The sequence below is a fragment of the Citrobacter telavivensis genome (genome assembly GCA_009363175.1).
In the GTDB taxonomy this organism is placed as follows: domain Bacteria; phylum Pseudomonadota; class Gammaproteobacteria; order Enterobacterales; family Enterobacteriaceae; genus Citrobacter_A; species Citrobacter_A telavivensis.
Window position 1 is genome coordinate 1,280,871 of the sequence record CP045205.1, and the last position, 26,656, is coordinate 1,307,526.

General features: G+C 54.5%; 25 protein-coding genes. 3 read left to right on the plus strand and 22 right to left on the minus strand.

The window, feature by feature from the left end; all coding sequences use genetic code 11:
• Positions 1 to 24 precede the first annotated feature (24 nt).
• From GBC03_08260 to GBC03_08290, 7 genes are all read right to left on the minus strand, one after another.
• Entirely contained in the window at positions 25 to 888 is an 864-nt protein-coding gene (locus tag GBC03_08260; protein QFS70199.1) for a hypothetical protein, read from the minus strand.
• 113 nt (positions 889 to 1,001) lie between these two features.
• Entirely contained in the window at positions 1,002 to 1,259 is a 258-nt protein-coding gene (locus GBC03_08265) for a DUF3343 domain-containing protein (GenBank protein QFS70200.1), read from the minus strand.
• Positions 1,256 to 2,023: a hypothetical protein gene (locus GBC03_08270; GenBank protein ID QFS70201.1), complete on the minus strand. Its 768-nt coding sequence runs from the start codon at positions 2,021 to 2,023 to the stop codon at positions 1,256 to 1,258. Before GBC03_08270 ends, GBC03_08265 begins: the two co-directional genes overlap by 4 nt.
• A gap of 9 nt (positions 2,024 to 2,032) precedes the next feature.
• A complete protein-coding gene (locus GBC03_08275) occupies positions 2,033 to 3,184 on the minus strand; it encodes a 2-hydroxyacyl-CoA dehydratase (protein QFS70202.1) in 1,152 nt (383 codons plus the stop codon).
• A gap of 96 nt (positions 3,185 to 3,280) precedes the next feature.
• Complete coding sequence (locus tag GBC03_08280) at positions 3,281 to 3,520, minus strand: DUF2164 family protein (GenBank protein QFS70203.1); 240 nt, start codon at positions 3,518 to 3,520, stop codon at positions 3,281 to 3,283.
• A 9-nt stretch (positions 3,521 to 3,529) separates the two neighbouring features.
• A complete protein-coding gene (locus GBC03_08285) occupies positions 3,530 to 4,813 on the minus strand; it encodes a DUF445 family protein (protein ID QFS70204.1) in 1,284 nt (427 codons plus the stop codon).
• A gap of 50 nt (positions 4,814 to 4,863) precedes the next feature.
• The gene (locus tag GBC03_08290; GenBank protein ID QFS70205.1) at positions 4,864 to 5,790 is read right to left on the minus strand and encodes a LysR family transcriptional regulator; all 927 of its coding nucleotides are present in this window, start codon (positions 5,788 to 5,790) and stop codon (positions 4,864 to 4,866) included.
• Between the two features lie 224 nt (positions 5,791 to 6,014).
• On the opposite strand from GBC03_08290, the gene GBC03_08295 reads away from it, so the two are divergent.
• Together GBC03_08295 and metC are read left to right on the plus strand one after the other, a co-directional pair.
• Positions 6,015 to 7,253, plus strand: a complete 1,239-nt coding sequence (locus tag GBC03_08295; GenBank protein QFS70206.1) for a cation:dicarboxylase symporter family transporter — start codon at positions 6,015 to 6,017, stop codon at positions 7,251 to 7,253.
• Positions 7,254 to 7,278: 25 nt separating this feature from the next.
• On the plus strand, positions 7,279 to 8,469 hold the full coding sequence (metC, locus tag GBC03_08300) for a cystathionine beta-lyase (GenBank protein QFS70207.1): 1,191 nt from the start codon (positions 7,279 to 7,281) through the stop codon (positions 8,467 to 8,469).
• 33 nt (positions 8,470 to 8,502) lie between these two features.
• On the opposite strand, the gene mdtM is transcribed toward metC, so the two are convergent.
• From mdtM to GBC03_08350, 10 genes are all read right to left on the minus strand, one after another.
• Positions 8,503 to 9,744, minus strand: a complete 1,242-nt coding sequence (gene mdtM, locus GBC03_08305) for a multidrug efflux MFS transporter MdtM (GenBank protein ID QFS70208.1) — start codon at positions 9,742 to 9,744, stop codon at positions 8,503 to 8,505.
• 317 nt (positions 9,745 to 10,061) lie between these two features.
• Positions 10,062 to 10,703, minus strand: a complete 642-nt coding sequence (locus GBC03_08310) for a LysE family translocator (GenBank protein ID QFS70209.1) — start codon at positions 10,701 to 10,703, stop codon at positions 10,062 to 10,064.
• A 48-nt stretch (positions 10,704 to 10,751) separates the two neighbouring features.
• The gene (locus tag GBC03_08315) at positions 10,752 to 11,567 is read right to left on the minus strand and encodes a helix-turn-helix domain-containing protein (protein ID QFS70210.1); all 816 of its coding nucleotides are present in this window, start codon (positions 11,565 to 11,567) and stop codon (positions 10,752 to 10,754) included.
• Positions 11,568 to 11,686: 119 nt separating this feature from the next.
• Positions 11,687 to 13,210 (minus strand): altronate dehydratase, encoded by a 1,524-nt coding sequence (locus GBC03_08320; GenBank protein QFS70211.1) that lies wholly within the window; start codon positions 13,208 to 13,210, stop codon positions 11,687 to 11,689.
• 17 nt (positions 13,211 to 13,227) lie between these two features.
• Positions 13,228 to 14,286 (minus strand): mannonate dehydratase, encoded by a 1,059-nt coding sequence (locus GBC03_08325; protein ID QFS70212.1) that lies wholly within the window; start codon positions 14,284 to 14,286, stop codon positions 13,228 to 13,230.
• Positions 14,283 to 15,632 carry an MFS transporter gene (locus GBC03_08330; GenBank protein ID QFS70213.1) on the minus strand — a complete coding sequence of 450 codons (1,350 nt, stop codon included), beginning with the start codon at positions 15,630 to 15,632 and terminating at the stop codon, positions 14,283 to 14,285. The genes GBC03_08325 and GBC03_08330 overlap by 4 nt, the downstream gene beginning before the upstream one ends.
• A 60-nt stretch (positions 15,633 to 15,692) precedes the next feature.
• Positions 15,693 to 16,454, minus strand: a complete 762-nt coding sequence (locus GBC03_08335; protein QFS73950.1) for a 2-dehydro-3-deoxyglucarate aldolase — start codon at positions 16,452 to 16,454, stop codon at positions 15,693 to 15,695.
• Positions 16,455 to 16,456: 2 nt separating this feature from the next.
• Positions 16,457 to 17,353 (minus strand): NAD-binding protein, encoded by an 897-nt coding sequence (locus tag GBC03_08340; GenBank protein ID QFS70214.1) that lies wholly within the window; start codon positions 17,351 to 17,353, stop codon positions 16,457 to 16,459.
• A gap of 11 nt (positions 17,354 to 17,364) precedes the next feature.
• Positions 17,365 to 18,669, minus strand: coding sequence for an FAD-dependent oxidoreductase (locus GBC03_08345; GenBank protein ID QFS70215.1), 1,305 nt, complete (start codon positions 18,667 to 18,669; stop codon positions 17,365 to 17,367).
• A gap of 50 nt (positions 18,670 to 18,719) precedes the next feature.
• Positions 18,720 to 20,432, minus strand: coding sequence for a dihydroxy-acid dehydratase (locus GBC03_08350; protein QFS73951.1), 1,713 nt, complete (start codon positions 20,430 to 20,432; stop codon positions 18,720 to 18,722).
• Between the two features lie 273 nt (positions 20,433 to 20,705).
• Between GBC03_08350 and GBC03_08355 the strand changes: the two genes are divergently transcribed.
• Complete coding sequence (locus GBC03_08355; protein ID QFS70216.1) at positions 20,706 to 21,419, plus strand: GntR family transcriptional regulator; 714 nt, start codon at positions 20,706 to 20,708, stop codon at positions 21,417 to 21,419.
• A 36-nt stretch (positions 21,420 to 21,455) separates the two neighbouring features.
• On the opposite strand, the gene GBC03_08360 is transcribed toward GBC03_08355, so the two are convergent.
• From GBC03_08360 to GBC03_08380, 5 genes are read right to left on the minus strand one after another with little or no spacing between them, the layout of a single operon-like run.
• On the minus strand, positions 21,456 to 22,175 hold the full coding sequence (locus tag GBC03_08360) for a prolyl oligopeptidase family serine peptidase (protein ID QFS70217.1): 720 nt from the start codon (positions 22,173 to 22,175) through the stop codon (positions 21,456 to 21,458).
• Between the two features lie 3 nt (positions 22,176 to 22,178).
• The gene (locus tag GBC03_08365) at positions 22,179 to 23,297 is read right to left on the minus strand and encodes a mandelate racemase/muconate lactonizing enzyme family protein (GenBank protein QFS70218.1); all 1,119 of its coding nucleotides are present in this window, start codon (positions 23,295 to 23,297) and stop codon (positions 22,179 to 22,181) included.
• A gap of 9 nt (positions 23,298 to 23,306) precedes the next feature.
• On the minus strand, positions 23,307 to 24,188 hold the full coding sequence (locus GBC03_08370; protein ID QFS70219.1) for a D-hexose-6-phosphate mutarotase: 882 nt from the start codon (positions 24,186 to 24,188) through the stop codon (positions 23,307 to 23,309).
• Between the two features lie 2 nt (positions 24,189 to 24,190).
• Complete coding sequence (locus GBC03_08375) at positions 24,191 to 25,330, minus strand: mandelate racemase/muconate lactonizing enzyme family protein (GenBank protein QFS70220.1); 1,140 nt, start codon at positions 25,328 to 25,330, stop codon at positions 24,191 to 24,193.
• Positions 25,331 to 25,347: 17 nt separating this feature from the next.
• Positions 25,348 to 26,628 (minus strand): MFS transporter, encoded by a 1,281-nt coding sequence (locus GBC03_08380; protein QFS70221.1) that lies wholly within the window; start codon positions 26,626 to 26,628, stop codon positions 25,348 to 25,350.
• Between the last annotated feature and the right edge of the window lie 28 nt (positions 26,629 to 26,656).

Sequence of the window (26,656 nt, forward strand, 5' to 3'; positions counted from 1 at the left end):
CAAATGGGTAAGGCGATGGAGGAATTATTGTGCGGTGTTGGACGTGAAGCGGTAAAACAAATTAGGCTCAGCAACCATAAACAGCGATCCCTGGTTATCCATCGCGATCCCTTCTGCCTGCCGTATGGTGTGTTCTAACCCGTGGTGGCCTTCGGTCAGCGTCATGACGCCGATGACGTCGCCGTCGGTTTTGACCTCTTTGAGCACGCGTGATTCGTGAGACAGGATCAGCAGGCTATTCTGTCGCGCATTAAATTCCGCGCCTGAAATATCCTTCACATTAAGCTGCTGTTGCAGAGTATTGTCTTTAGCAATAGTCAAATTGTCATTATTGAGCAGCCCCGTCACTTTATAGATCCCAATCGGTCTCTTTTCTTTGAAAAACCAGAATGTCTTTTTCTCTCGTGACCAGGCGAGTCCCTCAAAGCCATCGTTGGTCGGGGTTTCATACAGATCAAGCTTCAACTTTTTTATGATGTTCACCTGTGACTGCGCATTGATAGTAATAACGTAAATGGAATAATCACTTTCATCGCTGATGACAAAGGTGTCGTCGCCGATGAACTCAATGGTCTCCAGATCGCGAATAAAATCGAGTGGGATGGTACGCAGTAATTGACCCTGTTTGGTCAATTCAATAATCGCGGCAGGTTTATTGATCGTGCTGAACAGCGTGTCACTTTTATCAGACCAGGTGAGTGAGGAGACATTCTTTTTCACTCCGGCGATTCGTTCCCCATCTATCGTCACGCGATAATCCGCAAGGGAATTATTGTCGCCGTCGGGCGCGGCCCCACCCGATACGACATCACTCACTCCCACAATGAGTAAAGCAAGAAGTAGCATGACTCGCAGAGGGGGATTCAGACATCGGGCGGACAATCTCATTATTCTTCCTTAAATAAAATCAAAGAGAGCAAGATGAGAAGTATAACGATTTATCTTAATGAATCCTTAACTTCGCGATAATTGCAGAGTGAAATTTATCGCGGTTTAGCGGGTCAACGCGCTGGCGCATCGAAGGTTGCCACACATTGCCAGTCGCCCGACTCAAGGCGGTAGATCGATTCGGTGTGACCGGGGATCACCCACCGCTCTTCTTCTCCGGGCTGGCAATGCAGGTAGACACACAGCCCGCAGCCCCCGCGCAACTGGCGGGGAATATCAGCAACCCGAAAGGTCATGCCTGCGGCCTGCAACGCTTTGCGGGTCTGAATCACGCCCACCGTCGAATGAAACAAAAACAGGTATTCCGTCATTCGCGCTTTCTCTGCCGTTGACCAATCAGCGCCGCGCCAATGGCACCGGCAAACTGCGCGTCAGGGTGGGTGTGTACCGGGATGCCGACATGGCCTTCCAGCATATGGGCAAAGGCCGCGCAGTGGCTGACGCCGCCGGTAAACAGCAGCGGACCTTGTGAGGAGAGTCGACCAATGAAGTTGGCGCTGCGCCGCGCCATTGCGTTGATCACGCCCGCGAGGATCGCTTCCGGAGCGATACCCGCAGAGCGCAGGCTAATCACTTCGGATTCGGCAAAGACGGTGCACATGCTGCTGATGGCGTGCGGCGCAACGCCGGCGGTAATGGCGTCGAGTTGCTCCACGCTGGCGCCCAGGGTACGCGAAATGACCTCCAGAAAACGTCCGGTGCCCGCTGCACACTTGTCATTCATCAGAAAGTCGGTGAGGTTGCCGTCGTCATCCAGTTGGATAACCTTGCTGTCCTGTCCGCCAATATCAATGACCGTGCGGGTGGCGGGAGCCAGTAGCCGCGCCCCCAGTCCGTGACAGGAAATTTCGGTTACCTGCTTGTCGGCAAAATCAACCAACTGGCGACCATAGCCGGTTAAGGTCAGGTACGGTCGCGTTTCCAGACCTTGTGCGAGAACGTCCCAGGCCTCGCGGATGGCGTCGGCTGGTCGGAATGGCGTCGGGCACAGGAAACGGCGCTGAATCACGCCGCCTGCCAGTAAGATACCTTTGGTCGCCGTCGAGCCGGAATCAATCCCTATCGAATACGTCACGCCTGTTCCTTACAGCATTTCAATAAAGGCCGCGACGCGGGTGCTGAGTTGGCCGATATCCGAGGTGGAGTAGTCGGTTTCAATGGCGATATAAGGGAGGTTGTGCTGCTGACGAACATGACGCTTAATGGCCAGTGACTCAACGGCATAGGTATGACAGGCCTGCAAAATCACATCCACCACGCCGTCGGCCTGGTACTCTTCCACCATTTGACTGAGCAGCGTCAGACGCTGTTCGTTTGGAGAGATGCACGAACAGCCGATGGCGAGATATTTATCGGTGAGCGCGTCATAGACGTCGCCGGTTTCCGCAACGCACTGCTCGGTCGCCTTCGCGCCGGTGCAGTTTTCGTATCCCACCACCCAACCGCCGTTGTCTTCAATGGCGCGCACCACTTTTTCTGCCGCCCCGCCAATCGGGCAACCGGTGATCAGAATGCGCGGACGGGCGTCCAGTCGTTTGCCATCTTGCCACGCCTGGCGCACCCGCGCGGTCATGCTGTTCAGTTCGTCAATGAGGGCTTCTTTATCAAAGCGGAAGGTTGCACCGTACACCACTTTCAGGATATCGCTGCCGCTCAATGCGGGGGGATTAAGCTGCCCGAGACGATAGAAATTCGCCAGCGCGCGACGTTCACGGTTTTTGAGGACAATGGCTTCACGCAGCGCCGCTTCAGTTACCGGCGTCCCAAAGCGTGCTTCCACGGCCTGTTGCAGGCGCAGAATTTCTGCTTTCCACAGTGTGCGTGAGGCGGCATCCTGGCTGCTGTTTGGCAACTGCATGACGTGAACGGCTTTAAACTCAGCCATGTACTCGTACATTTTCTTTTTGCCGTCGCAGGTGGTTTCACCCACCACTAGGTCAGAAAAGTAGAAATAGGGGCATTTGTCGGTTTTGCCGAAGCCGTAGCTACTTTTGATCAACGGGCAGAGGTTGCGCGGCAGATCTTTTTCGGCCTCTTCGATGGTTTCATCGGACGTTGAGCACAGCGAGACCACCACCGCTCCCGCCGCCATCGGGATCTCCTGCGGCATGAAGGTGCAATAGGTCCCCACCAGCGGGATACCCTGCTCTTTGAGATCCATCACGGTGAGAAAGCCTTTCTGGCGGGCTTCAGAAAACTGGTCGAAAATGGCGGGTAGATCGGTGATAAGCGACATGGATTTTCCTTCCCCGTGACACGGGAGATGTTAAAAGTGTTCGCATTATAACCATGTCATTATTGTGGGTTTATTGATCTCCCGCCAGGTAAGGCACTATAAAATTTTCTTCAGATCCATCTCTTCCTGGATGCGCTCGCTCCAGGCAAGATGCGTGCGAATCGCCTCCTCAATGCCCGCGTTGTAGTACGCCGGACCCAATTTTTCGCTAATAAAATCAATAAAAAACTCGGCGTCGAACTGTTCCAGCTCCAGTTCGAAATGATCGCGGCAGTAGTCTCTGAGCGCCTCGCGCAGACCGTCGCGTTCCGCCGGGGACAGGGTAATGTCAGCCATTTTTTCTCCTTAAAAAGTGGGCAGTGCGGGCAGTAGTGAGGGGATTTGCGACAACAGATATAACACCAGCCCGATAGTCCCGCCCACCAGCGTGCCGTTGACGCGGATAAACTGCAAATCTTTACCGATGTTGAGTTCAATTTGCCGCGACATATCGCGGGCATCCCAGCTTTTCACCGTGTCGCTGATGTGGCGGGTCAGGAAGGCGGCAAACTCCGGTGCTACCCGATGGGCGGCCTGCTCCAGATGGCCGTTGAGCGAGGCGCGTAGCGCATCGTCGGCAACCAGCGTTTCGCCAAACCACTGTCCGGCATGGGCGATTCGCTGTTTCACCCGGGAATCCTCGGCGTTGATATCATTCTTTAACCACTGGCGTAAATCCGCCCACAGCTCGCCGAGATAGCGGTTAAAGGCATCATCTTCTTTCAGGTAATCCTTGATGCTTTCCGCCCGGTTCGCCATCTCCGGATCGTTTTTCAGTTTGTCGATGAGCATAAAGGTGGCGCGATCGAAGGCGTGGCGGATCTGATGCGCGCGATCGTGGCTGATGTCATCAAGCAGCGAGTTCACCGCCTCTGACACCAGTTCTGCACTGTGCTCGCCCAGCCACTCGGTGGGCAGAATTCGGGCCTTCAGCGGGTGCTCGGTCTCCAGCCAGTGGACGATTTGCCGGGCGATAAAGGTTCTGGAACTGTCGCGCTGGAGGAGCGCTATCAACTGGGCGATCAGCGTGTCGAGCAACTCCTGATGGCGATCGTTTTTGGTCATGCTTTCCAGCATCAGGGCGCTGGTGCCAGAGAGATCGACCTTATCAATTGCCTTATGCACCGCACGTTTTAGCAGGCGCTGGATACGGGCATCATCGGTCAGCTCCAGAAAACCACTCATGATCTGCAACAGATGCTGCCCGATCCGCTGGGCGTTTTCCGGCTGGCTGAACCAGTTGCCAATCAGTAGCGCGGGCTCATGGCGGCGGATTAGCGCGACCAGAGACTGGGTATCGAGGAATTTCTCCTGCACGAACTGACCCAGGTTCTCGCCGATCCGGTCCTTATTACGGGGAATAATCGCCGTGTGCCGAGAAATGAACGGGAGGGGGACGCGGCGAAACAGCGCCACCACCGCAAACCAGTCCGCCAGCGCACCGACCATCGCCGCCTCGGCAATGGCTTTGATCCCGCTGACCCAAAAGCCGGGCGGCAGGAAGAGGGTGACGACGAACGTGGTGGCAGCGATCAGCAGTAATGAGAGCGCCAACAGTTTGGCGCGTTTGAGTTCAGCGATTTTATTCATAGGGTTAAGGATAGAGCCAGACGGGGGGATCGTGCAAAAACAACCGGGGATCAGCCGGGGATCCAGTTGTCCCACGCCGGCAGCGTCCCTAGCTCTGCGACCAGAAAATCAATAAATGAACGCACCTTCGGGTTGCTGTATTTGCTGGGGAAATAGAGCGCATAAAGGGTGTGCGTTTCGCAGGTGATGGTGCCGTCGAGCATTAGCGGGGTGATCTCCTCTTTCTGAATATGATCGCCAATCAGATAGGTGGGCAGATAGGCTACGCCCTGATCTTCCAGCACCGATTTCAGCAGCACCAGGCTGCTGTTGGCCTGGATAGGCATATGCAGTTTCAACTGATGCAGGCGATCCTGCTCGTCGGCAACCTTCAGAACGGGGGTCAGGCCGGGGTAAACCAGACAGTCATGATTCACCAGATCGGTACGCCGTAGCGGCATTCCTTTTTTCGCGAGGTAACCGGGAGACGCGCAGTACGCCCAGCGGATAGGCACCAGTTTACGCATGGCATAGTTTTGCGGTGGCGCGGTGGAGATGCGCAGGGCGATATCGAAATCCGTGTCGTTCAGATTGACGAAGTTATCGTTGAGATCGATATACAGATTCACATCCGGGTACTGGGTGCGATATTTGTCCACCAGATTGACCAGTCGGGAATAGCCGAAGGCAATCGAACAGGTAATGCGTAATTCACCCTGCGGATTGTGATAATAACCGGAGGTGGTATTTAACGTTTCATCAAACTCTTTCAGTAATTTATTGGCCCGGTTAAATAAATATTGCCCGGCGTCGGTCAGGGTAATACTGCGGGTCGTGCGCTTAATTAATGTGGTCCCCAGCGTATCCTCCATTGCCGCCAGACTTTTACTGACCGCCGACGGCGACACGTTAAGTTGCACCGCGGCTTCAGATAATCCTCCGCAGTCCACAATCCGGACAAAAAATTCTAAATGCTTGAGAGAAATGGGTGTGCTCATTGTTTCCTTTTACTCACAAGTGATTTGCAAAAACGGTACGAATAGGCCGTTACATTGGGTTTTGAAACATGTAACTATTGAACCACAGGAAACGACCTACGCACAAAATGAAAAAATAACAACTTAAGTGAGTTGCGTCACAAATAGTAAGGAGGCAAAAACAGAACGTCGCCAAATTGTGAATTTACTCTCATTTAATTCCATTCTTATAAAAGGTACCGATTATGTGGACACGACTCGAACCCTACAAATCGTCAATTATTTTATTACTTGCTCTGGTTGCAGGTGGTTTATTAGGGATTTACGCCCCCGCGTTTGCCAGTAAACTCCAGCCGATAGGTCAGATTTTCCTGAACCTGTTATTTATGATTATCGTTCCGCTGGTGGGAATCAGCGTAATGTCCTCCATCGCCAGCATGACCGACCTGAAACGTTTAGGGCGAATTATGGCGATTATCTTTATCGTTTCCATCGCAATGGCGTTTATTCCTGCTGCCGGTATCGTGGCGTTAGCCCTGTGGTACAACCCGGCGCAGGGGGTCACCATCGATCTTTCGCAGTCCGTGCAGGCGGGCAGCGGCAAGATGGACTTTGTCAGCATGATCACCACCAACGACTTTATTGGTCTGTTTTCTAAGTCGAATATCCTCGCGCTGATCGTGATGGCGATCATTGCCGGGATCGCGATTGGTCAGTCAGAACAGGCGGGCAAACGCATTGCCTCGCTACTGGAAGATGCCAACACCGTCATTATGAAGATCGTATCGATCATCATGAAGGTCGCGCCGCTGGGGCTTGGCTGCTACTTTGCCGCCACGATGGCCAGTCAGGATTCCGGACTGCTGCTCACCTTTGCCCGGGCGATTGGCCTGTTCATGGTTGCCACGCTGGCTTACTACATTTTGGGTTCTATTCTTTACTCTTACATTGGCGGCGGCATACCGGCAGTGAAAGCCTTCTGGCGTCACGCTATTGAGCCTTCCGTGACGGCGCTGGGCACCTGTTCTTCGTTGGGAACGCTGCCGGTGACGCTGCGCGCGGGCAAAGCGATGGGGATTAACCCGGAAATTGTCGATGTCTCGATCCCGCTGCTGGTCAACCTGAATAAGGGCGGCGTGGCGATGATCGCGGCGCTGAAGATAGTCTTTATCTACTCGGTGCTGGGGATTCCGTTCACGACGGAAACCTTCTTCCTGACCATGCTGATCGCCGTGCTTTCCGCGATTATCGTCGGCGGCGTGCCGGGTGGGGCATTCCTTGGGGAGATCTTTATCGTCACTACGCTGGGGCTGCCGATGGAAACCATTCCTATGTTAGTGGTGCTGGGCACCATTACCGATGCGCCGGCGACGCTGATTAACGTGATTCATGATTTGAATGCGGCACAAATTGTAGAACGCTTCTCCGGGAAAAAATCGGTGAATGCAGAGATAGATGCGACGGCTACGGTAGCCGAGGTTTAACGCAGAATTAAGGATAAGAAAAGTTATGAAAGATTCAGTGAAACTCGAAACCCAGTTGATCATCGCCGGACGCGATAAACGCTATACCCAGGGTGCGGTAAACCCGGTTATCCAGCGCGCCTCTTCGCTGGTGTTTGATACCGTGAAGGACAAAAAATTCGCCACCGCCAATCGCGCAAACGGCGAGTTGTTTTACGGTCGCCGTGGCACTTATACCCACTTCGCGTTCCAGAAGGCGATGAGTGAACTGGAAGGCGGCGTCGGCTGCGCGCTTTACCCGTGCGGCGCGGCGGCGGTGACAAACGCGATCCTCGCGTTTGTACAGAGCGGCGATCATCTGCTGATGACCGGCGCGGCGTATGAACCGACACAGGATTTCTGCAATAAGATCCTGAGTAAATTCAACGTCGAAACAACGTACTACGATCCGATGATTGGCGCCGGGATTGTCGACCTGATCCGCCCGGAAACCAAAGTGGTGTTTCTTGAATCACCGAGCTCGATCACGATGGAAGTTCAGGATGTGCCGGGAATGGTGAAGGCGATCCGCGCGGTGAATCCGGAGATCGTCATTATGATCGACAACACCTGGGCGGCGGGCGTGCTGTTTAAGGCGCTGGACTACGGGGTGGATATCTCGATTCAGGCGGGGACTAAATACACGATCGGCCACTCGGATGGCATGCTGGGAACGGCGGTGTCCAATGCGCGCTGCTGGGATCAATTGCGCGAGAACTCGTATCTGATGGGGCAAACGCTGGATGCTGATACCGCGTATAACGGCAGTCGTGGCCTGCGCACGCTGTCGGTGCGCCTGAAGCAGCATCAGGAAAGCAGTATTCAGATTGCGCGCTGGTTGTCAGCACGAGCGGAAGTGGCGCGAGTAAATCATCCGGCGCTGCCGGAGTGTCCGGGGCACGAATACTTCACGCGTGATTTCAGCGGCAGTTCCGGTCTGTTCTCGTTTGTGCTGAAAAAACGACTGACGGATGAGCAGTTAGCGAACTTCCTTGATAACTTCTCTCTGTTCCATATGGCTTATTCGTGGGGCGGGTTTGAGTCGCTGATTCTGGCAAACCAGCCGGAGGAGTTGAACAGTATTCGCCCGGCCGGAGATGTCGATTTCAGCGGGACGCTGGTGAGGGTGCATATCGGTCTGGAAGATGTCGGCGATTTGATTGCCGACCTTGAAGCCGGCTTTGCCCGCATCGCGTAAAAAGTCACAGGCCCCGCATGGCGGGGCCTGATTTTACTTCTCTGTTGCCAGCTCCGTTGCCTGATACTGACGCACCCGCGCTAACAACCCTTTCAACGTGAATACCACCGCCACACCCGCAATCACCGCCAGCAGGTGAAACGGGATCCTGCCGCCGTTAAACCACAGTCCACGCCCGATTTCGACGGAAACGGCCATGACCGCCAGGATAACCATGTTCAGCGAGGCTGACACGGTGCCTTTCGGCAGATTGTTGGTAAACAGCGTGAAGCGAAACAGCGTCGGGAAGATAAGCCCGATACCAAACGCATACAGGCTGGTGCCCAGTACCGACCACAGCCACACGTGAGGCCAGAAAAGGTTCCCGGCAATCAGGACAAACAGGCCGCTGAGTTGAATCGGCACCGCACGCCAGATAAAGCGTGGGTCGGTCGGATCTTTCACAAAACGTGCAACGACCATGTTGGCGACGATCACCGCACCAAATACCGGGACCTGCACCCAGGCGAACTGTGAGGAACTCATGCCGCCCGCGTCGATCAGGATCACCGGGGAAACGGCGACCCAGCTCATCATCGGGATGTAGCTCAGCGAGATCGTGGCGACCCCAAAGAGGAACACGCGGTTGCGAAAGACATCACGGAAATCGCGTACGACACCGATCGCGCTAAATGGCACCGCACCGCGCTGGACCGTTTCCGGCATCGCCAGCAACAGGCCCATAAAGGCGATAAAACCCATCACCGCAATAATGGCAAACAGCACTTTCCAGTGGACGAAGTGCATCAGCGCCGCGCCGGAAAGCGGGCCGATGATCGGCGCCACCAGCACGATAGAGGTGATGATCGCCATCAGCTTGATGGCTTTTGTCTGCCCGAACGCTTCCTGCACCGTGACATAACCGACCGTCGCGATAAAGCAGATGCTGGTGCCCTGCACCACGCGTGCCGCCAGGAACTGTGTCATTGAGGTGGTGAACAGCGTGGCGGTACAGGCGAGAGCAAAAATGAGCGCCCCCGTGACCAGTACCGGACGACGACCGATCCTGTCGGAAAGCGGCCCCAGCAGCCATTGCAGCGCCATCCCCCCCGCGAGATAAAGACTGACCGCTGCCGGTGCCAGACTGACATCGGCATCAAACTCTCTCACGACGTTGATGATGCCTGGCTGAATCAGGTCCGTCGACAGATAGGCGGCAAAATCGTACAGAATCAGCGCCATCGGAAAGAACAGCGTCGTGGCGTGCCGCTTGAAAAACTCAATAATCCATTGCATACAAAACGAACTCCATGTGGAGAACCCCTTAATGGGAACAACGAAATTCAATACTGTCACAGGGACATCAGGCAGAAAATAGAGAACAGCAGACTGCGGATGTACTGAATTTCATGTAATCAAAAGCACTGCCCATGGGGAATCACAGACAGGGGAACACATTCTGATCTGTGTCAGAATGTGTATCGATTACAAATGGTTATCAGCACATCACACCTCGGGAAAAGTAAGTTGAACGGAAAATATACACCTTAAGTGTCATTATAATTTGATGTTAGTCAATAGATTGAGCTGAAAACATTCCGCGCGCCAATGGTCTACGGGAAGAGAAAACGCCAGACGATCCCGCAGCCGAAGGCGATCAACACGGCCCCGGCAATGCGTTCGATCCACACGATCCCATGACTGAGCCGTCGCTGGACAAACGGCAGGCCAATTCCCATCACAATCAACAGATCCCAGCCTAGCACGACGCTGGTCATCCAGACGCCGCTGACGGCCTGCTGCAACAGCGTCACTGACGGGCCAAGCAGGGCGGTCATCAGCGCCAGATAGAACAGGGCGTTTTTCGGATTGAGCAGCGATGAACCCAGCCCCAGCAGCACCTGTTTGCCCAGGCCTGGACACGTGGACTGGGCATCTGCGCCCGTCAGCGCTTGCGGACGACTGCGTAACAGCAGACTACCGATCCACAGTAAATAGAGTGCGCCCAGCAGCGCGATCAGCGTGAAGAGCAAAGGATGCTGACGGAGAATTCCCCAGCCGGCAATCGCCAGCAGGATATAGATCCCATTACCGGCGGCGATCCCCAGACACAGCCCGGCGCTGCCGCGCAGTCGGTAGCGAACGGCGTAGCCCACCAGTAAAAAGAAATCTGGTCCGGGGCTGAGCAGCGCCACAAAGTGCGCCAGCGCCAGTGCGGGAAATGCTGGGGGAAAGAGTACAGACAACGCTTCCATAGTGACCTCAGTGTGCAAACCTGAGGTCACGTTACGCCCGGTGAAACGCTAATTATTGTCTGATATTGATCGTGCCCGCGCATACTGGCGCGGCGTGGCGGCGGTATAGCTGACAAAGGTACGGTGGAAATGACTCTGGTCGGCAAAACCGCTCTGATAGCCGACGTCGGCGATGTCGTCTCCGGCGCGCAGTCGCGTCCTGGCAAAATCGATCCGCGCGATGTTCAGATAGCTGCCCGGCGTCAGACCGGTGTCCTGCTTAAAGGTGCGGATCAGCGTTTCTTTACGCATGCCGAACTCTTGCGCGACGTCATCAAGCGACGGTGGAGAAAGCAAATTGCGTTGCAGTCGCGCTTTCAGAGACTGACTGGTCGCACGCGAACGCTGCGGATTTCCTGACTGCAAGGGGAGCGCGCGCAACAGGAGGCGGGCGGCATCGACAAGCGGTGCGGTTTGCCGCTTCTCCATTAACGCAACAAGATCCAGAAAGTGCTGAAAGCGTTGTGGGTTGCGGACCACCGGATTCGGTGCGAAGAGTGGTGTGTGGGGCGTCAGTTCGGGCAACTGAGCAAGGCACCAGTCGGCGTCAAGGTAGAGCATATGGTAGCTGCGAAACTGTCCGTCGACAGGGTTACAGCTGTGAGGCACCAGTGGCGGGATCACAATCAGATCGCCCACCTGCAGGCGATATTCTTTGCCGTGGCTGACGCAGCAGGTTTCACCTTCCAGAATGGCCCCAATAGAGAGTTGCGGATGATGATGACGCTTATAGGCCTGATGACTGCGCCAGGTGCTGCGCAGTTCCAGCCACGTAAGCCGTTCATCGCGCCAGAACGATTGCGGAATATCTCGGGTATGGGTCACGGTCAGCGCCTCCGACAAAGTGATGATTTGTTATATCACAGGCCGGGCGGTGAAAACGTATTGTCGTGACGTTATGTGGAGGATGACGGGCGGCATGTCAGGACATACCGCCCGATGTATTAAGCCAACACGCCAATCGGCCAGGGAACAAACTCGTTTTCCCCTAATCCCAGCGCTTCGCTTTTACTCTGTTCTCCGGAAGCCACCGCGATAATCTTCTCAAAAATCGCTTCTCCCATCTGACGCAGAGTGGCGTCTCCGTCAATGACGACGCCGCAGTTGAGATCCATATCCTCTTCCATGCGCTGATACATCGGCGTGTTGCTGGCGAGCTTCACGGTGGGTGCCGGCATTGAGCCGAAGCAAGAGCCACGCCCGGTGGTAAATGCAATCATATTGGCGCCGCCTGCGACCTGGCCCGTGGCGGAAACCGGGTCATAACCGGGGGTATCCATAAATACCAGCCCTTTTTGCGTGACGGGATATGCATAGCGGTAGACTTCCATCAGCGGAGAGTTTCCGCCTTTTTTCGCCCCACCCAGCGATTTTTCCAGCACGTTTGCCAGTCCACCGGCATTGTTGCCCGGACTCACCCGACCATTAATCTGGCAATCGCGCCCTTTGTTGTACTCCAGCCACCAGTTGATGCAATCGACGAGCTTTTGCCCGACTTCCGGCGTCACTGCGCGTGCCGTGAGGGTGTGCTCAACGCCGAAGATTTCGGTAGTTTCGGAGAGGATCGCGGTTCCACCTTGTTCCACCAGCAGGTCCATCGCGACGCCCAATGCTGGGTTCGCCGAGAGACCGGAGAATCCGTCGGAACCCCCGCACTGAAGCCCTACAGTCAGGTGCTCTACGGAGACAGGTTGACGTTTTACCGTATTCGCATGGGGTAACATGGACTCGACAATGGCGATACCTTCGTCAATGGTTTTTCGCGTACCGCCCGTATCCTGAATTACCAGTTTGCGCAGCATCGGGTTTTCTTCGAGTCCCATCTGCTCAAAAAATCCGTGAATATTATTACGCTCGCAGCCTAACGCGACGACCAGCGCACCGGCGGTATTCGGGTTGTTGATGTACCCAGCCAGCGTACGGCGCAGCAGATCCATCGGTTCGCCGGTCATTTCCATACCGCAGCCGAGTTCGTGGACGTAGGGGATAACGTTGTCCACGTTCGGCCATGCCTGCAGACGCTCGGGTGTAAAGTGCGCAGCAATTTTTCGCGCCACCGTTGCGCCACAGTTTCCGACGACAAACACGCCGAGAATATTGCGGGTTCCTACCCGACCATCTTCACGGATATAGCCGTTGAAAGTGCGTCGCTGCTCCGGCGGCACGGTTTTCACAGGGTGATAATCGCGGCTGAAGGCGTAATCACGTTGGAAATCTTCAAATACAATATTGTGGCTATGCAACCAGGTGCCAGCTGGCAGATCTTCCGGGGCAAAACCAATGACCGTATTGTATTTGAGGATAGGTTCATCCTTTTTAATCAGTCTGGTGGCCACTTTATGGCCCAGCGGCACATCCTGTAGCGTGACAATCTTTTCATCGACGATAGCGGTACCGGCAGCGATGGCGATACGGGCGACGACGACATTGTCTTTATCGTCAAGGCGAATGACGGGTGATTTAGTCATAGCATTGCTTCCTGTAATCAATGATTCGGATGGTCGGTTCGCGCTTTATCCAGCCCTTCCCACAATCCCTGCATGTAGGTAATTCCCAGTGCGCGGTCGAAAAGGCCATAGCCAGGAACACCTGTTTCCCCCCAAATCATGCGCCCATGATCGGGGCGGATATAGCCGCTGTAACGTGCGTCGTGCAGGGCGGCCATAATGGCGGCCATATCCAGCGAGCCGCAGGCGCTGGGATGGGCAGATTCATAGAAATCGCCGTTTTCGCTGACCTGAACATTACGGAAGTGCACGAAATGCACCCGTTCACGTTGGGTAAATTCTGCGACCATTGCCGGGACATCGTTACGCAGATCGCTGCCTAAGGATCCGGTACACAGCGTTAAGCCGTTGGCGGGGTCATCAATGATCTCCAGCAGGCGGCGGTGATCGTCGACATTTTTCAGAATGCGCGGCAGACCAAACAGAGGGCGCGGCGGATCGTCTGCATGCAGCGCCAGCTTAAGCCCGAGCGCTTTCGCCACCGGGATCACTTTATGCAGGAAATACTCAAGGTTTCGCCACAACTGCTCTTCATCGCAATGTTGGTATTCGGCGAGTAATTGCTGCAACTGCTCGGGGGGATATTTCGCTCCCCAGCCGGGCAGATCGATACCTTGGCGGGGATCAACGGCATCAATGGTGGCCTGATCGTAGGATAAGGTATTGGAACCATCGGGCAGGGGATAAGCCATATTCGTGCGCGTCCAGTCAAAGACCGGCATAAAGTTATAGCAAATCACTTTGATGCCGTTTCTGGCCAGAACCTGCAGGTTCTTACAATATTCATCAATCAGGCGATCGCGGGTGGGTTTGCCCAGTTTTATATCTTCATGAATACGGAAGCTGTCCACGACCTCAAAATGCAGCTGTCTGGCCGCTGCGGCTTGCTTAATTTCCTGTATTTTTTCATCGGACCAACGCTGACCCAACGGTAATTTGTAGAGCGAAGAAACGATGCCATACATTCCAGGTATCTGTCGAATGTAGTCCAGTGAGATAGGGTCTTCTGGCCCATGCCAGCGAAATAAGATTTTCATGCGTTGTTCTCCTGTATGGCGGTAGTATTTTCACGGGGAGCTATTTTCAGACGTTCAATTTTGCCGACAATAAACCAGTAACTGCAGACGGCGATGATGCCGTGGGTGCCGACAAAAACCAGCGCATTGGCGAACGAATTGGTTTCTTGCAGGATGTAGCCAATGACAACCGGGGTAATGATGCCCGCAATGTTGCCCAGGGAATTGAACAGGCCGCCGGTGGTACCGATGATCTCTTTCGGTGCGGTATCTGCAACGACCGCCCAGCCCAGTGAACCGAAACCTTTGCCGAAGAATGCGGCGCTCATCAGGAACATGACCATCGCTTCTGAACCGACATAGTTACAAAGAATCATGCTGGCGCTCATGGTCAGACCGATGGTGATGGGCACTTTACGTGCCAGGCTCAGATTGTTGGTTTTACGCAACAGCCAGTCTGAGAAAAAACCGCTCAGTATGCCGCCCACCAGACCGCAAATCGCGGGCACCGAGGCCATAAATCCGGCCTGTAAGATCGACATGCCGCGCTCTTTCACCAGATAAATCGGAAACCAGGTCATAAAGAACCAGGTGATCGCGGAAATACAGTACTGACCAATGAAAATGCCGATCAGCATCCTGCTTTTAAACAGTTGCGCGATCTCCTGCAATCCGGCACGTTTACGTTCATCTTTCACGCTGGTAACGGTATCCAGTTCAACCAGCGCGCCACCTTCTTTCAGATATTCCATTTCTTCACTGTTGATCCCGGGATGCTTAGTGGGGACGTGGAAGAACTTTGACCAGCAGAAGGCAATCACGATGCCAATGACCCCCATCACGATAAACACGTGATCCCAGCCGAAGGCATGGCATAACCAGGCCATCAGCGGCGTGAAAATGGCGAGGGATGCGTATTGCGCGCTGTTAAAGATGGCACCGGCCACGCCGCGTTCCTGAGAAGGAAACCAGGCGGCGATGATACGTCCGGCAGAAGGACCCACCGGGGACTCGCATACACCCAGCAGGAAACGCAGGATTAGCAGGGCAGGGACAACAAACGTGATATAGCTGACCAGTCCCATCAGGACGGTCATAACCGACCACAGCAAAATACCCAGGAACATGGCGCGTTTTGAGCCAATCTTATCGGCCACCCAACCGGCTGGCGTCATACTGATGACGTACGCCCAACTGAACGCGGAAAAGAGATAGCCTATTTCCACGGCGGAAATACCCAACTCTTTTTGCATCTCTGGCCCCGCAACGGATAGCGTGGCGCGATCGCCAGTGGCCAGCGTTAACACCAGGGTTATCATAAACAGGATGTAATAGCGGGCATGCGTTTTATTATTTTTAGTGCTCATACTGCACTCTCCAGTTCTGACTTTCTGAGTCAGACGATGTTGTAGGGTAGTAAAGGCAAATTAGTTATTTTTGATTTGTAAGTAGTGTTTCGCGCCGTTTACCATATGCGGGGTGATAGCCGTCACCAGGTAGTTGGCGCCCCAGCTTATGGCTTCTGCCGCGCGTTCCGGTGTACCAACATAGGTTCCGGCGATGTTGCCACTGGCAGCGATTTTGCGGATACAGCGCTCAATGGTGTCCAGTACATCACGATGGTTCAAATCATGTCCGTAACCCATTGATACGGCTAAATCTCCCGGGCCGATGAAATAAACGTCAGCCAGTCCCGCAGCCAGAATGTCATCCAGGTTCTCTACCGCCTCCACGGTTTCAATATGTACAGACAGCACCCGCGCCGCGTTGGCTTCTGTCAGATAACGCGCTTTATCCGCACACATCCCGTAATTCGCCGAGCGTGGCAGGAAGGCGACTCCGCGATCGCCCTGTGGTGGAAACAGCGTTGGCCGACTGGCGAGGCGGGCATCTTCTGCGGTATTGACCAGTGGGACCTGTACCCCGTCAGCACCGAAATCCAGCGCTTTTCTTGTGTATTCGGCGCGGTTGTACGGAACCCGTACCAGACAGGGCACCTGCTGGCTGTGGGAGGCGCGTACCATATCTTCTACTGTCTCAGGATTCATATTGCCGTGCTCGTTATCGATAAGCACAAAATCAAATCCCATTGCGGCAGTAAATTCCGTCATCGCGGCAGAAGGAAAGGTGACAAAGCAACCGTGTAATGGCCCCTCGTGGAGCCGTTGTTTAAAATCCGGGAAACGCATCATTAGCTCCTTGCCTGTACTTCGATGCCGGAAAGCTGCTCAAAGACTTTGATAATGTTTGAATGGTCTTCGTTTCCTGTACCCTGTGCCATGCACGTTTTGTACAACTCACGCACCAGGCTGGCGATCGGCATCGGGGAGTCAATCCCCTGACTTAGTTCCATCGCCAGATTGAGATCTTTGTACTGTAAGCGGGTCATGAACCCGGGGGCGAAGTTGCGTTCCAGAATCAGGTTCCCACGGATATCCAGCGCGCCGCAGCGTGCGTAGCCTGCGGAGAGCACTTCCACAATTTTTGCCGGATTCACGCCCGCCTTGGCACCCATGACCAGCGCTTCACCCAGCGCGGCCATAGTGGCGGCGGCCAGCACCTGGTTGCAGGATTTCACTACCTGACCTGCACCGTGTTCGCCCACGTGGGTGACGCGACTGCCCAGTACATCCAGGATTGGTTTGCACTGTTCAAACACCTGCGTGTCGCCGCCCACCATGATGGAGAGCGCTCCTCCTTTCGCCCCTTTGTCGCCGCCGCTCACCGGGGCATCCAGCATATTCGCGCCCAGCGCTTTGATCTTCTCCGCAAAGTTGCGGGTGGCGAGGGACGAGATGGTACTCATGTCGATAATGACTTTACCTTCCCGTAGCGCAGGCGCGAGGCCATTTTCCCCGAACAGCACATCTTCAACCTGTGGCGTGTTGGGCACCATGGTGATGGTGACTTCTGCCGCTTCCGCCACGGCACGGGCAGAGGTCTGACCGATGGCGCCATCGCGGGCAATCTCTTCCACATCCTGCGGCACAATGCTGTAGGCATGGACGGTGTAGCCTGCTTTCAACAGGTTGCGCACCATTGGTTTGCCCATAATGCCCAGACCAATAAAGCCTAAAACTGGTTTCATGCGTATCACCCTTAATAAGTTTGGTATTCAATAATGCTGCGTAATTCCGCAACATCGATTTCATCGAAAGCGCAACAATCCCGATGACTCAGATATGCCGCTGTGCCTGCGGCATATCCGGTTAAAAAACACTGGGCGGTCACTCTTGCCGAAGCCAGTGCTTCATGTTCTGCACAGAGCGTCCTGCCCGCAGTGATAAGGTTAGGAACGTCCTCTGGCAGCAATGTGTCATAGGGAATGTCATACCAGTCGTTGTCGAGATAGAACATGAAGATGCCGTCCTGCCCGTGTGCTTCAATGCACCATGCGCTGCTGGCAACGGCTCTCTGACTTTTTTTCGCCTGAAAGACATCGTCATTAGACAGGCAACGTTGACCGTCGATTGTCCGGCTCTGGCGGATGCCGATTTGCGCCGCGACATCGTTGAGCTGGGCATTTTCGAACCCCGGAACCCATGCGCGCAGAAAACGCTCATATTCACGTACCTGCTTGCGTCCTTGCTGCTCGGCAAAGGTCAGATCTTCCGCGCAGGTCGCGTCAATCGGTCTGCCGTCGTCGCGTAAAATGCTGGTGACGTTACACATCACTTCACCGGGACGTGGGGAGGGCAGCAGATAAATATGCTTGCGCGGCAGGTGATACCCCTTGGCCTGCGCGGCTTCCACCCACGTTTCCAGTTGAGCCACCGGATGGCCGATGCCACGTGCGATATCGACATTACCCATGCGGAATACCATTGTGGGGTACTGCACCATCCCATTACGTCCGCAGGTATAAGGCACCCCGGCTTTTACGCACAGGTCGCCATCGCCGGTGGCATCGATAAAACGGCGCGCGGTAATCAACTGCCGGCCGTTTTTATTCTCAATAATCACTCCGCGTAGCTGATTGCCTTCCATCACCACGTCGGTGGCAAGGGTGTGAAACAACACCTTAGCGCCGCTGTCAGCCAGCAGATCGTCGGCAATCTCTTTCCAGGTATGTGGTTCATGAACCACCAGACAGGTCTCGCCAAACGGGAAGGGATCGCTGACGGCGCCGCGATGTTTCAGATGCTGGTAAAACTCACCGGCAAAACCGTGCACTAACTGCTCATGAGGACCTTTACCCGAGGTAAATAGCCCGCAAATTGCCCCTGACATGCCTGCGGTCGCCATACCACCGCAAAAACCATAGCGTTCGATCAGCAGTGTCTTTTCCCCGGCGCGCGCAGCAGCGGTGGCTGCAGCAACACCGGTTGGACCACCACCCACAACCAGAACTTCAACGTCGTATGCGACGGGGAGTTCATTGGCGGCTTCGTGCCAGATTTGCATGATGTATCTCCTCGCGATGTGGGTGAACGCTCACCCACATTCTGAAATGATTAATCGACGTTTTTCGCGTGGATGCGGCGTTTACCCAGCACCGCGCCCTGCGCAATCGGCTGTACCAGTTGCGCATATTGCGACAGGTAAGTGCCGCTGCCGCCGCCGAGAGGCAGTGGTTTGGGTTGCCACTGCGCCAGCCGGGTGTCGATCACCTCCTGCGGCACGTCCATATTGATACTGAGATCGACGAAGTTGATATGTACGGTCTCACCCTGTTCGATCACCGCCAGTGGCCCGCCAGCAGCGGCTTCTGGCATCAATTGACCGACGATAATGCCGCGGTTCAGACCGGAAAGTTCGCCATCGGTGATTACCGCGACATATTCTGCGATCCCTGCACCGTTCAGCGCCGCCACGAAACTACAGGCGAATACTGTGCCGGGGCCGCCCGCTGGCCCCATGTTGCGCAGGACAATGACATCGCCTTTCTGGATCTTGCCTTCACCCAATGCCTCAATGGCGTCGTCTTCGCCTTCGTAGATATTGGCTGGGCCGGTAAACTGTTCCAGTTCACCCGGTACGGCGGAAAGTTTGACGATGGCACCATCCGGGGCAAGATTTCCGCGCAGGATTGCCACGCCAGGGCGCTGGCTGACCGGGTTATCCAGGGTGCGGATCACCTCATGGTTTTTCACCACTGCGTCCTTAATGTTCTCGCCAACGGTTTTTTGCGTGACGGTAAGTGCGTCCAGATTGAGGAAATCGCGCAGTTGGTTCATCACTGCCGTCGTGCCGCCTGCCGCTTCCAGATCTTCTGTGCGGAATGGACCGTTAGGGCGAACAGAGGTCAGCAGCTTGATGTTTTTCCCGTATTTTTCATACAGGCGGATGACATCGATCGGCAGTTCGGCTTCGGTGGCGATTGCCGAGAGGTGACGAACGGTGTTCACTGAACCACCGACGGCCAGCACCGTCATGACCGCGTTCTGGATAGCCTTTTCTGTGAGGATCTCGCGCGGCAGAACCTGCTGTTGGGTCAGTTCAACAATGCGTTTCCCGGCTGTCTGCGCGTATTCTTTCACTTTGCGGCCGTTGGCCCAGATCGGCGAGTTGCCAGGCAGCGTCATGCCTAATGCTTCAGCCACGATATGCATAGAGTTGGCGGTACCCAAACCGGCGCAAACGCCCGGTGACTGGATCGCGACATCGGTCATATCGGTCAGATCTTTCTCGCTGATTGTTCCGGTTGCCAGGGCACCCACCTGCTCGTAAACGTCATCAATATCGAAGAACTGATCGTCGAATTTTTCGTTTGAGCACTTGCCGCCCACCTGGTAGCCGCAGGTCAGCAGCAGGGAAGGTACATTCAGTCGAGCGGCTGACATCAGGTGTGCCGGCGTGGTTTTATCGCAGGAGGAGAGACAGATCATGCCGTCCAGCACTGCGCCTTCCATCATGCATTCCACTTCGTTAACCATCAGGTCGCGGGTCGGCATCAGATACCGTGCTTTTTTCCCGGCGCTGGTCACAAAGTCACTGGGTGCAACTGTGCGCACTTCAAACGGTAATCCCCCAGCGTCACGGATCGCTTGTTCAACGATCCGGCAAAGTTCGTCCAGATGGATATAACAGCAGGAAAGCTTGTTGGAGGTATTGATGATCGCGATCTTCGGTTTATGCATGTCTTCTTCGCGGATCCCCATGCTGCGCCATTGCGCACGACGTACTGCCCAGCGGGTCGATCCCGGCTTAAAATTGCTTCTGTACATCATGAATTCCTTAATCGGGTTGTGGTTTTATGGTTTCGAATATCCTCCAATTGGGTTGGTTGTCCAACCAATTTTTAAATAAAGTGCAATATTGGTCACAAAACGAGGGTTTTTACGCCTTTTTGAACGTTGGGGAAGGAAATGGAGGGTACTGAACAACCAATAATGATATAGTGGTCCATCCAATTTTTTCGATACAGTGATTGAGTGCGATGTTGTACACAGAACGCGACCGATCGCCTGTGTGATACGTCGTTGGGAAGAGGTAACGGTATGCCGGATAAGAATAAATTCACGATGATCCCCATTAAGCGCACGGACGTTTTTCAGACGATCATCCAACACATCACTAATTTACTCGACAGCAAACAGATCAAACCCGGTGAGCGCTTGCCATCCGAGCGCGAGCTTGCCGAGATGCTCAATGTAAGCCGCACCTCGGTGCGTCAGGCGCTGAAGGTACTCGAATCGTCCGGACGTATTGAGACGCGCGTGGGCAGCGGAACCTTTCTGACGGAACCGCCGGCGGTGTCGCTCAGCGATACCCACAGTCTTTCAAGATTGATCGAAGGCGGGGTGACAAAAGAGTTCTTGCGTAATCTGATTGTGGCGCGGACGTCGATCGAGCGAGCCATCTTTGAAGACTATGCCTGGCGTGCCAATAAGTCGGGAATTAACCAACTGCGGGAGCTTATCGATCTCAACCGGGAAAAATTCTCGCGTCAGGATTGCGATGATGATGACAGCGCGCTGGATCTGAGTTTTGAGAAAAAGGTGGCCCAGTTGGGCGGCAACCCGATCCTTATCAACATGCAGGAGCAGTTGCACCATTTATGGGTGCTGGCATGGCGCCAGTATGGTTTCACGCCGGAGCAGACTGAAGTACTGCATGAAGAGCACTTAGCGATTATGGACGCGCTGGCGGCGAAGAACTCAGCGCGCGTTGCCGATCTGATCGTCCAGCATGTGGATAAAGAGATCGACTGATTGCGCACAAAGCCCGGTGATACCGGGCTAATCGAGTTAAATCGGTAAGGATTGACGGAAAAACAGGAGGCCTTCTTCCACTGATGACTGCGTGATTTTGTGCCCTGCCTGTGGATCGATGACGCAGGCTAGTGAATCACTGTTGATAGCCTCCCGGAGACGTTCGGTATACCTTACGTCGACAATCGTATCTTGCTCACCGTGCCAGAGAAAAAGTGGTCTCTGAGCCAGAATGGCTTCTTTTCCTGCGACGTCGTAAGGGGCCAATCCGCGCAGGCAATCTGCAATCATGTTGCCTGAAGGAGGATGAATTTCAAGGATGGCGTCGGTAAAATAACCGCTTGCCATATAGGCGGCTCCGGCCTGAATAGCCGGATAACGTGCCATCGCCCCCAGAACGGCAAAACCGCCCATTGAAGTACCTAGCAAGCCGAGTCGAGAAATATCGCCCAGATTATCCTGCTGACATGCTGCGATTAATACGGGAAGCTCATCCAATGTATGTTGCAGGATCTGCCAGAAAGAGGCGGCGCGAAGCGTTGCATCATCCTTCACCCCATGCAGCGCCGCCTGTGGGCAAACCACGCTGTAACCTGCCTTCGCGAGCATATAACCCAGATTGGCATCTAACTCGCGGGAGGCCATAAAGCGATGAAACAGTACAATGAGCGGTCTGCGACTGACACTACCATCTGCTGGACGAAACCAGAGCACCGGCGTGTTGGCAATCAGACGGTCAGAAATAACAATGTCCATCTTTTATCCTTTCGCAATCAGATGGCGTTCTAGTACGTCGATATCAGGGGTAAAGCCCAGACCCGGCGCATGTGGCAGATCCATCACAGGTTGGAAATGCATAAACGGATGCAGGGTTTGTTCAAACATCAACCATGGTACTTCCAGTGGAACGGGTTTTGGCAACACGCTGAGCAGATGGGCGCTGGCAAGGAGTCCGGGACCATAATAAAAACAGTGTGGCAGTAGGCTAACGTTCTCATGCTTGCGTGCGTGTTTGATAATGTTCAGCACGGCAGTGATACCGCCAATTTTGGCGACACTGGGCTGTAATACATCTACTGCATTAAGCGCCATACTCAACGCAAACTCTTCGCTGTTGTTAAAGTTTTCTCCTGCGGCAACGCGTGCGCCCGTCACCTGACGCAGGTAACGGAGTTGGCTTACGTTTTCTGGTGGGAATGTCGGTTCTTCAACAAAGTCGACACCTGCAGCATGTAGTTGGGGGAGAATCTCTTCGGCCTGCTGCGCGTTCCATGCGCAGTTGGTGTCTACCATCAGAGTGACCTCATCCGGCAGCGCCTGGGCAACCTCCACAATAGACTGCGGATCTCGTTCGTGCAGTTTAATATGCCGATAACCCTTTTCAATTAAGGGATTAATACAATCCATGAGTTTAGCGACATTTCCGTCGAAACTGGCGAGGCTGGGATACAACTCAACCTGGGAGCGCGTGCCGCCGAGCAATTTCCACAGCGGCAGATTCTCTGCTTTGCCACGCAGATCCCACAGGGCGATATCCAGTGCGGAAAGTGCATACATCATTGCGCCGCCACGACCATAGCTGTGAAAGGCATAGTGTGCTTTCTGCATCAACGCCTCTATGTCGTCGCATTTTTCGCCTGTATAGAATGGGGCGAGTAATCCGCTTAACAGCGCCATACTGGCGGGGTTACAGGCGTGACCAAATGCTTCTCCCCAACCGGTAAGTCCGCTATCGGTTTCGACCCTCACCAGCAACGCATCCAGGGTGGGGTTTAGCGATCGCGCGGCATTAAAGAGACCTTCTTTATCGGTGGTGCGCGTCATTGTTGGCGTATAAGGCAGACGGACCAGAAAGCTATCTATGTTCGTAATACGCATAAAGTGTCCTTAATGATGAGAGAGCGCGAACTGCACACCCAGTGACGCAGGATGCTGAGGCATGCTGACAAGAGGGCGGTCGATCGCCGCCGTTTCCAGACAGACAAAGTGTTGCCAGCCGTCATCCGGTATGTCGCTTGTCTGTGCAGCCCGTTGCTGCCAGGGATTCCACACCACCACGTTGCTGTTATTGACATGGGTGAGCGTCAGGGTTCTGTCCGGCGTGACGAGTACCGTCTGCGGTTCCGCATAGGAACAGATCGTGCCAAATTCGCCATTCAGGGAGAGCGGCGATGGCAGATTCTGTCGCGGTTTCCCGGCAACGGTGTCGTAGCCTTGCGTTCCCACTCCGTGAATACGCGTAGCACGAATATCTGACGTCGCGAGATAGCTGTGCAGGGCCGCGGTGGTGCTGTAATTACCGTGGGCGATTAGCCGTAATTCGCAGATCTCTGCCGTGAAATTCAGCGTCAATTCCAGTTGAAACGTGTGGTTCCACCACTGACGCGTTTGCGGTGTGTCGCAAAGGCGCAACGTCAGAGAAAGGGAAGTTCTGGCGCTGTTGAGCGCCATTAACTGCCACGGCAGAATGCGGGCAAAACCGTGAAACGGCTCACCGCCGAGATCGGTGAACCACGGCCAGCAAACCGGCACACCGCCACGAAGGGGGACTCCGGCTTTAAACGGCGTGTTATCACTTAACCACAGTACAGAATTTGTTTGCCGCAACGGTCTCCAGGCGAGCAGATGCGCCCCCTGTAAGGCTACGGCGGCGTCGCAGTAAGGTGTCTGAATCACCAGAATTTCCAGTTCATCCATTTTCCGCCGGGTAATGCCCGGGCTGAGCGTTTCCAGCACCGGTAGAGCGAATAGCTGTTGAATTACGTTCATCGTCAGACATCCGTCCGTGTAGTGACATTTTGCTGGCGTAACAGATCGTCGTTCATCGCATAGCGCGCCAGCGCGGGACGATCGAACGTGATGCCATGTCCTGGTTCTTCGCCCGGACGAATGGCGCCGTTTACGACCTGACAGGATTGATGAATTATTCCCATCTCGCTCAGACTCGCCCCCTTTAGCCCTTCGAAGAGCTGGATATTGGGCAAGCCGCAGCCCAGATGCGCCATCAGTTCCATACCGAAATGCGGGATCACGGGGATGTTGTGACTTTCAGCTAATTTCGCAATTTTTATAAACTCGGTAATTCCCCCCACCCGATAAACATCCGGCTGGATGTAGTCACATGCCTCCTGTTTAATCCAATGAGCGAACTGGTATTTGGTGTACAGGCTTTCACCAACGGCAACCGGAACCGGGCATTTCTGGCGCAGCAGGCGGTGACCGTTGATATCGTCGCTGAGCAGCGGCTCTTCCAGCCAGTACAGCCCGACCTGTTTCAGTGTCGCCATCCGACGAGCGGCATCCCCCGAGGACCACTTCTTGTTGGCATCTACGGCGATGTTTATCGACGGTCCCACAAAGTTGCGCACCGCCAACAGGCGAACCAGATCGTCCTCAACATCCTCGCTGCCGATTTTCATTTTGACCGTGCGATAGCCTGCGCTGAGGAAACCTTCCATCTGTGCAAGCAGGGCATCAAGTGAGAGATGCAGGTTCACGCCGCTGCCGTAACCCGGTAAAGCATCCCGATAGCCGCCGAGCAGTCGGTATAGCGGCTGATTCAACTGCTGGCCAATGAGATCCCACAGCGCGATATCCACGGCAGCGATTGCGTGGGTCGTCACGCCCGCCGAACCGATATCGTGGCTTTCCAGCCACATACGGCTCCACAAGCGCTCGACGTTCAGTGGATCTTCTCCCATCACTTTAGCGACAAGATAATGGTCAATCAGGTTTTTAAACGCGCTGCCGCCGTTGCCAGTACTGAACGTCCAGCCGGTACCGGTATGTCCGGTATCAGTTTTTAACCACACCACCACAAATTCCAGACTGGAGAACGCGTAGTTTGACGAACCCCAGTTCTCAGTGAGTGGGACGCGGTAAAGCCCGGATTCAAAATCGATAATTTTCACGTTGTTTTCCTCTTACGCTATGCGAGGGATTGATGTCCATCACGCTGGGCCGCTTTTTTCACAAACAGCGCCACCACGGTCGCTCCCAGTACGCCGAGGCAACCGGCGAGGATAAAAGCAGCGGCGTAAGAGCCTGAGCCGACAATAAAGCCGGTCACGGTAGGCGCGACGATGCCAGAGATATTGGCCAGACCGTGCATCAGTCCGCCCGCGCTCCCGACGTACTCCTTCGGCGCGGCGTCCTGAATCAATGTCCAGTAGGCTGGGGCAGCAATTTGCATGAAGCCAAAGGCGATAGTCATCAACGCGACAGCCCCCATCGCGGTTTGCGTCTGACTGATAAGCCCCACGCAGACGGAGCAGATGCCGAAACAGGTCACCAGTACCACTTTGCGGGAGAAGAGCTGTTTGCCGGTTTTACGGTAGATGAAGTCAATAATGAAGCCACCGGAAACGTAGCCGAGCGTCCCGGCAACCCACGGCAGCACGCCGACGAGACTCATGTCTTTCAGACTGATCCCTGTGGTATCGACGAGGAATGTCGGGAACCAGTTCATGAAGAAAAACAGCACGTAGTTGAAGCAAAACAGCGACAGCGCGGTGGCGAGAATAGACGGCTGGAGGATCGCACTCCACATTGAAGGGGCTGGGGCACCGGGCTCTACGTGTGGAATGAGCACGTCCTCATCGCCTTCAATCAGTTGGGCTTCATCAGCAGATACCCGTTTGTTATCCCGGGGCCTGTCGGTGGCAATCAACGCCCAGATAATGGCCCAGGTAATGCCGATAAAGGCAATGATGACAAAGGAAATACGCCAGTTGAACGTGAGGCACAGAAAACCGACTATTGGACCGGATATCGCCCCGCCCAACGGTCCGCCAGCCTGGTTAATGCCTACCGCCCGGGCACGCTCATTCAGCGGAAACCAGTTATTCACCACTTTGTTGGCCGTGGTAGAAATGGGACCTTCCCCGGCACCGAAAAAGGCGCGAGCAATAAACATGGTCCAGAAGTTAAAACAGCCTGCCGTCAGGCCGCAAATAATCGACCAGATGGACATTGACCAGGTAAACACCCGCTTGGGTCCAAATTTATCAGCCAGTACGCCGCCGATAAAATTAAATAAGGCATAACCAATTGAGAAACTACCGAAAATAATACCTTTTTCTTCAGGCGTCAGATGAAAGTCTTGAGTAATAAAAGGCATAGCGTAGGCTAATGCCGAACGGTCGAGATAATTGATGATCATCGCCAGCGTCAGCATGACCAGAATGACACGACGGAATTGCGTATTCATAGGGGTACCCTTCACTAATATGAGGTTA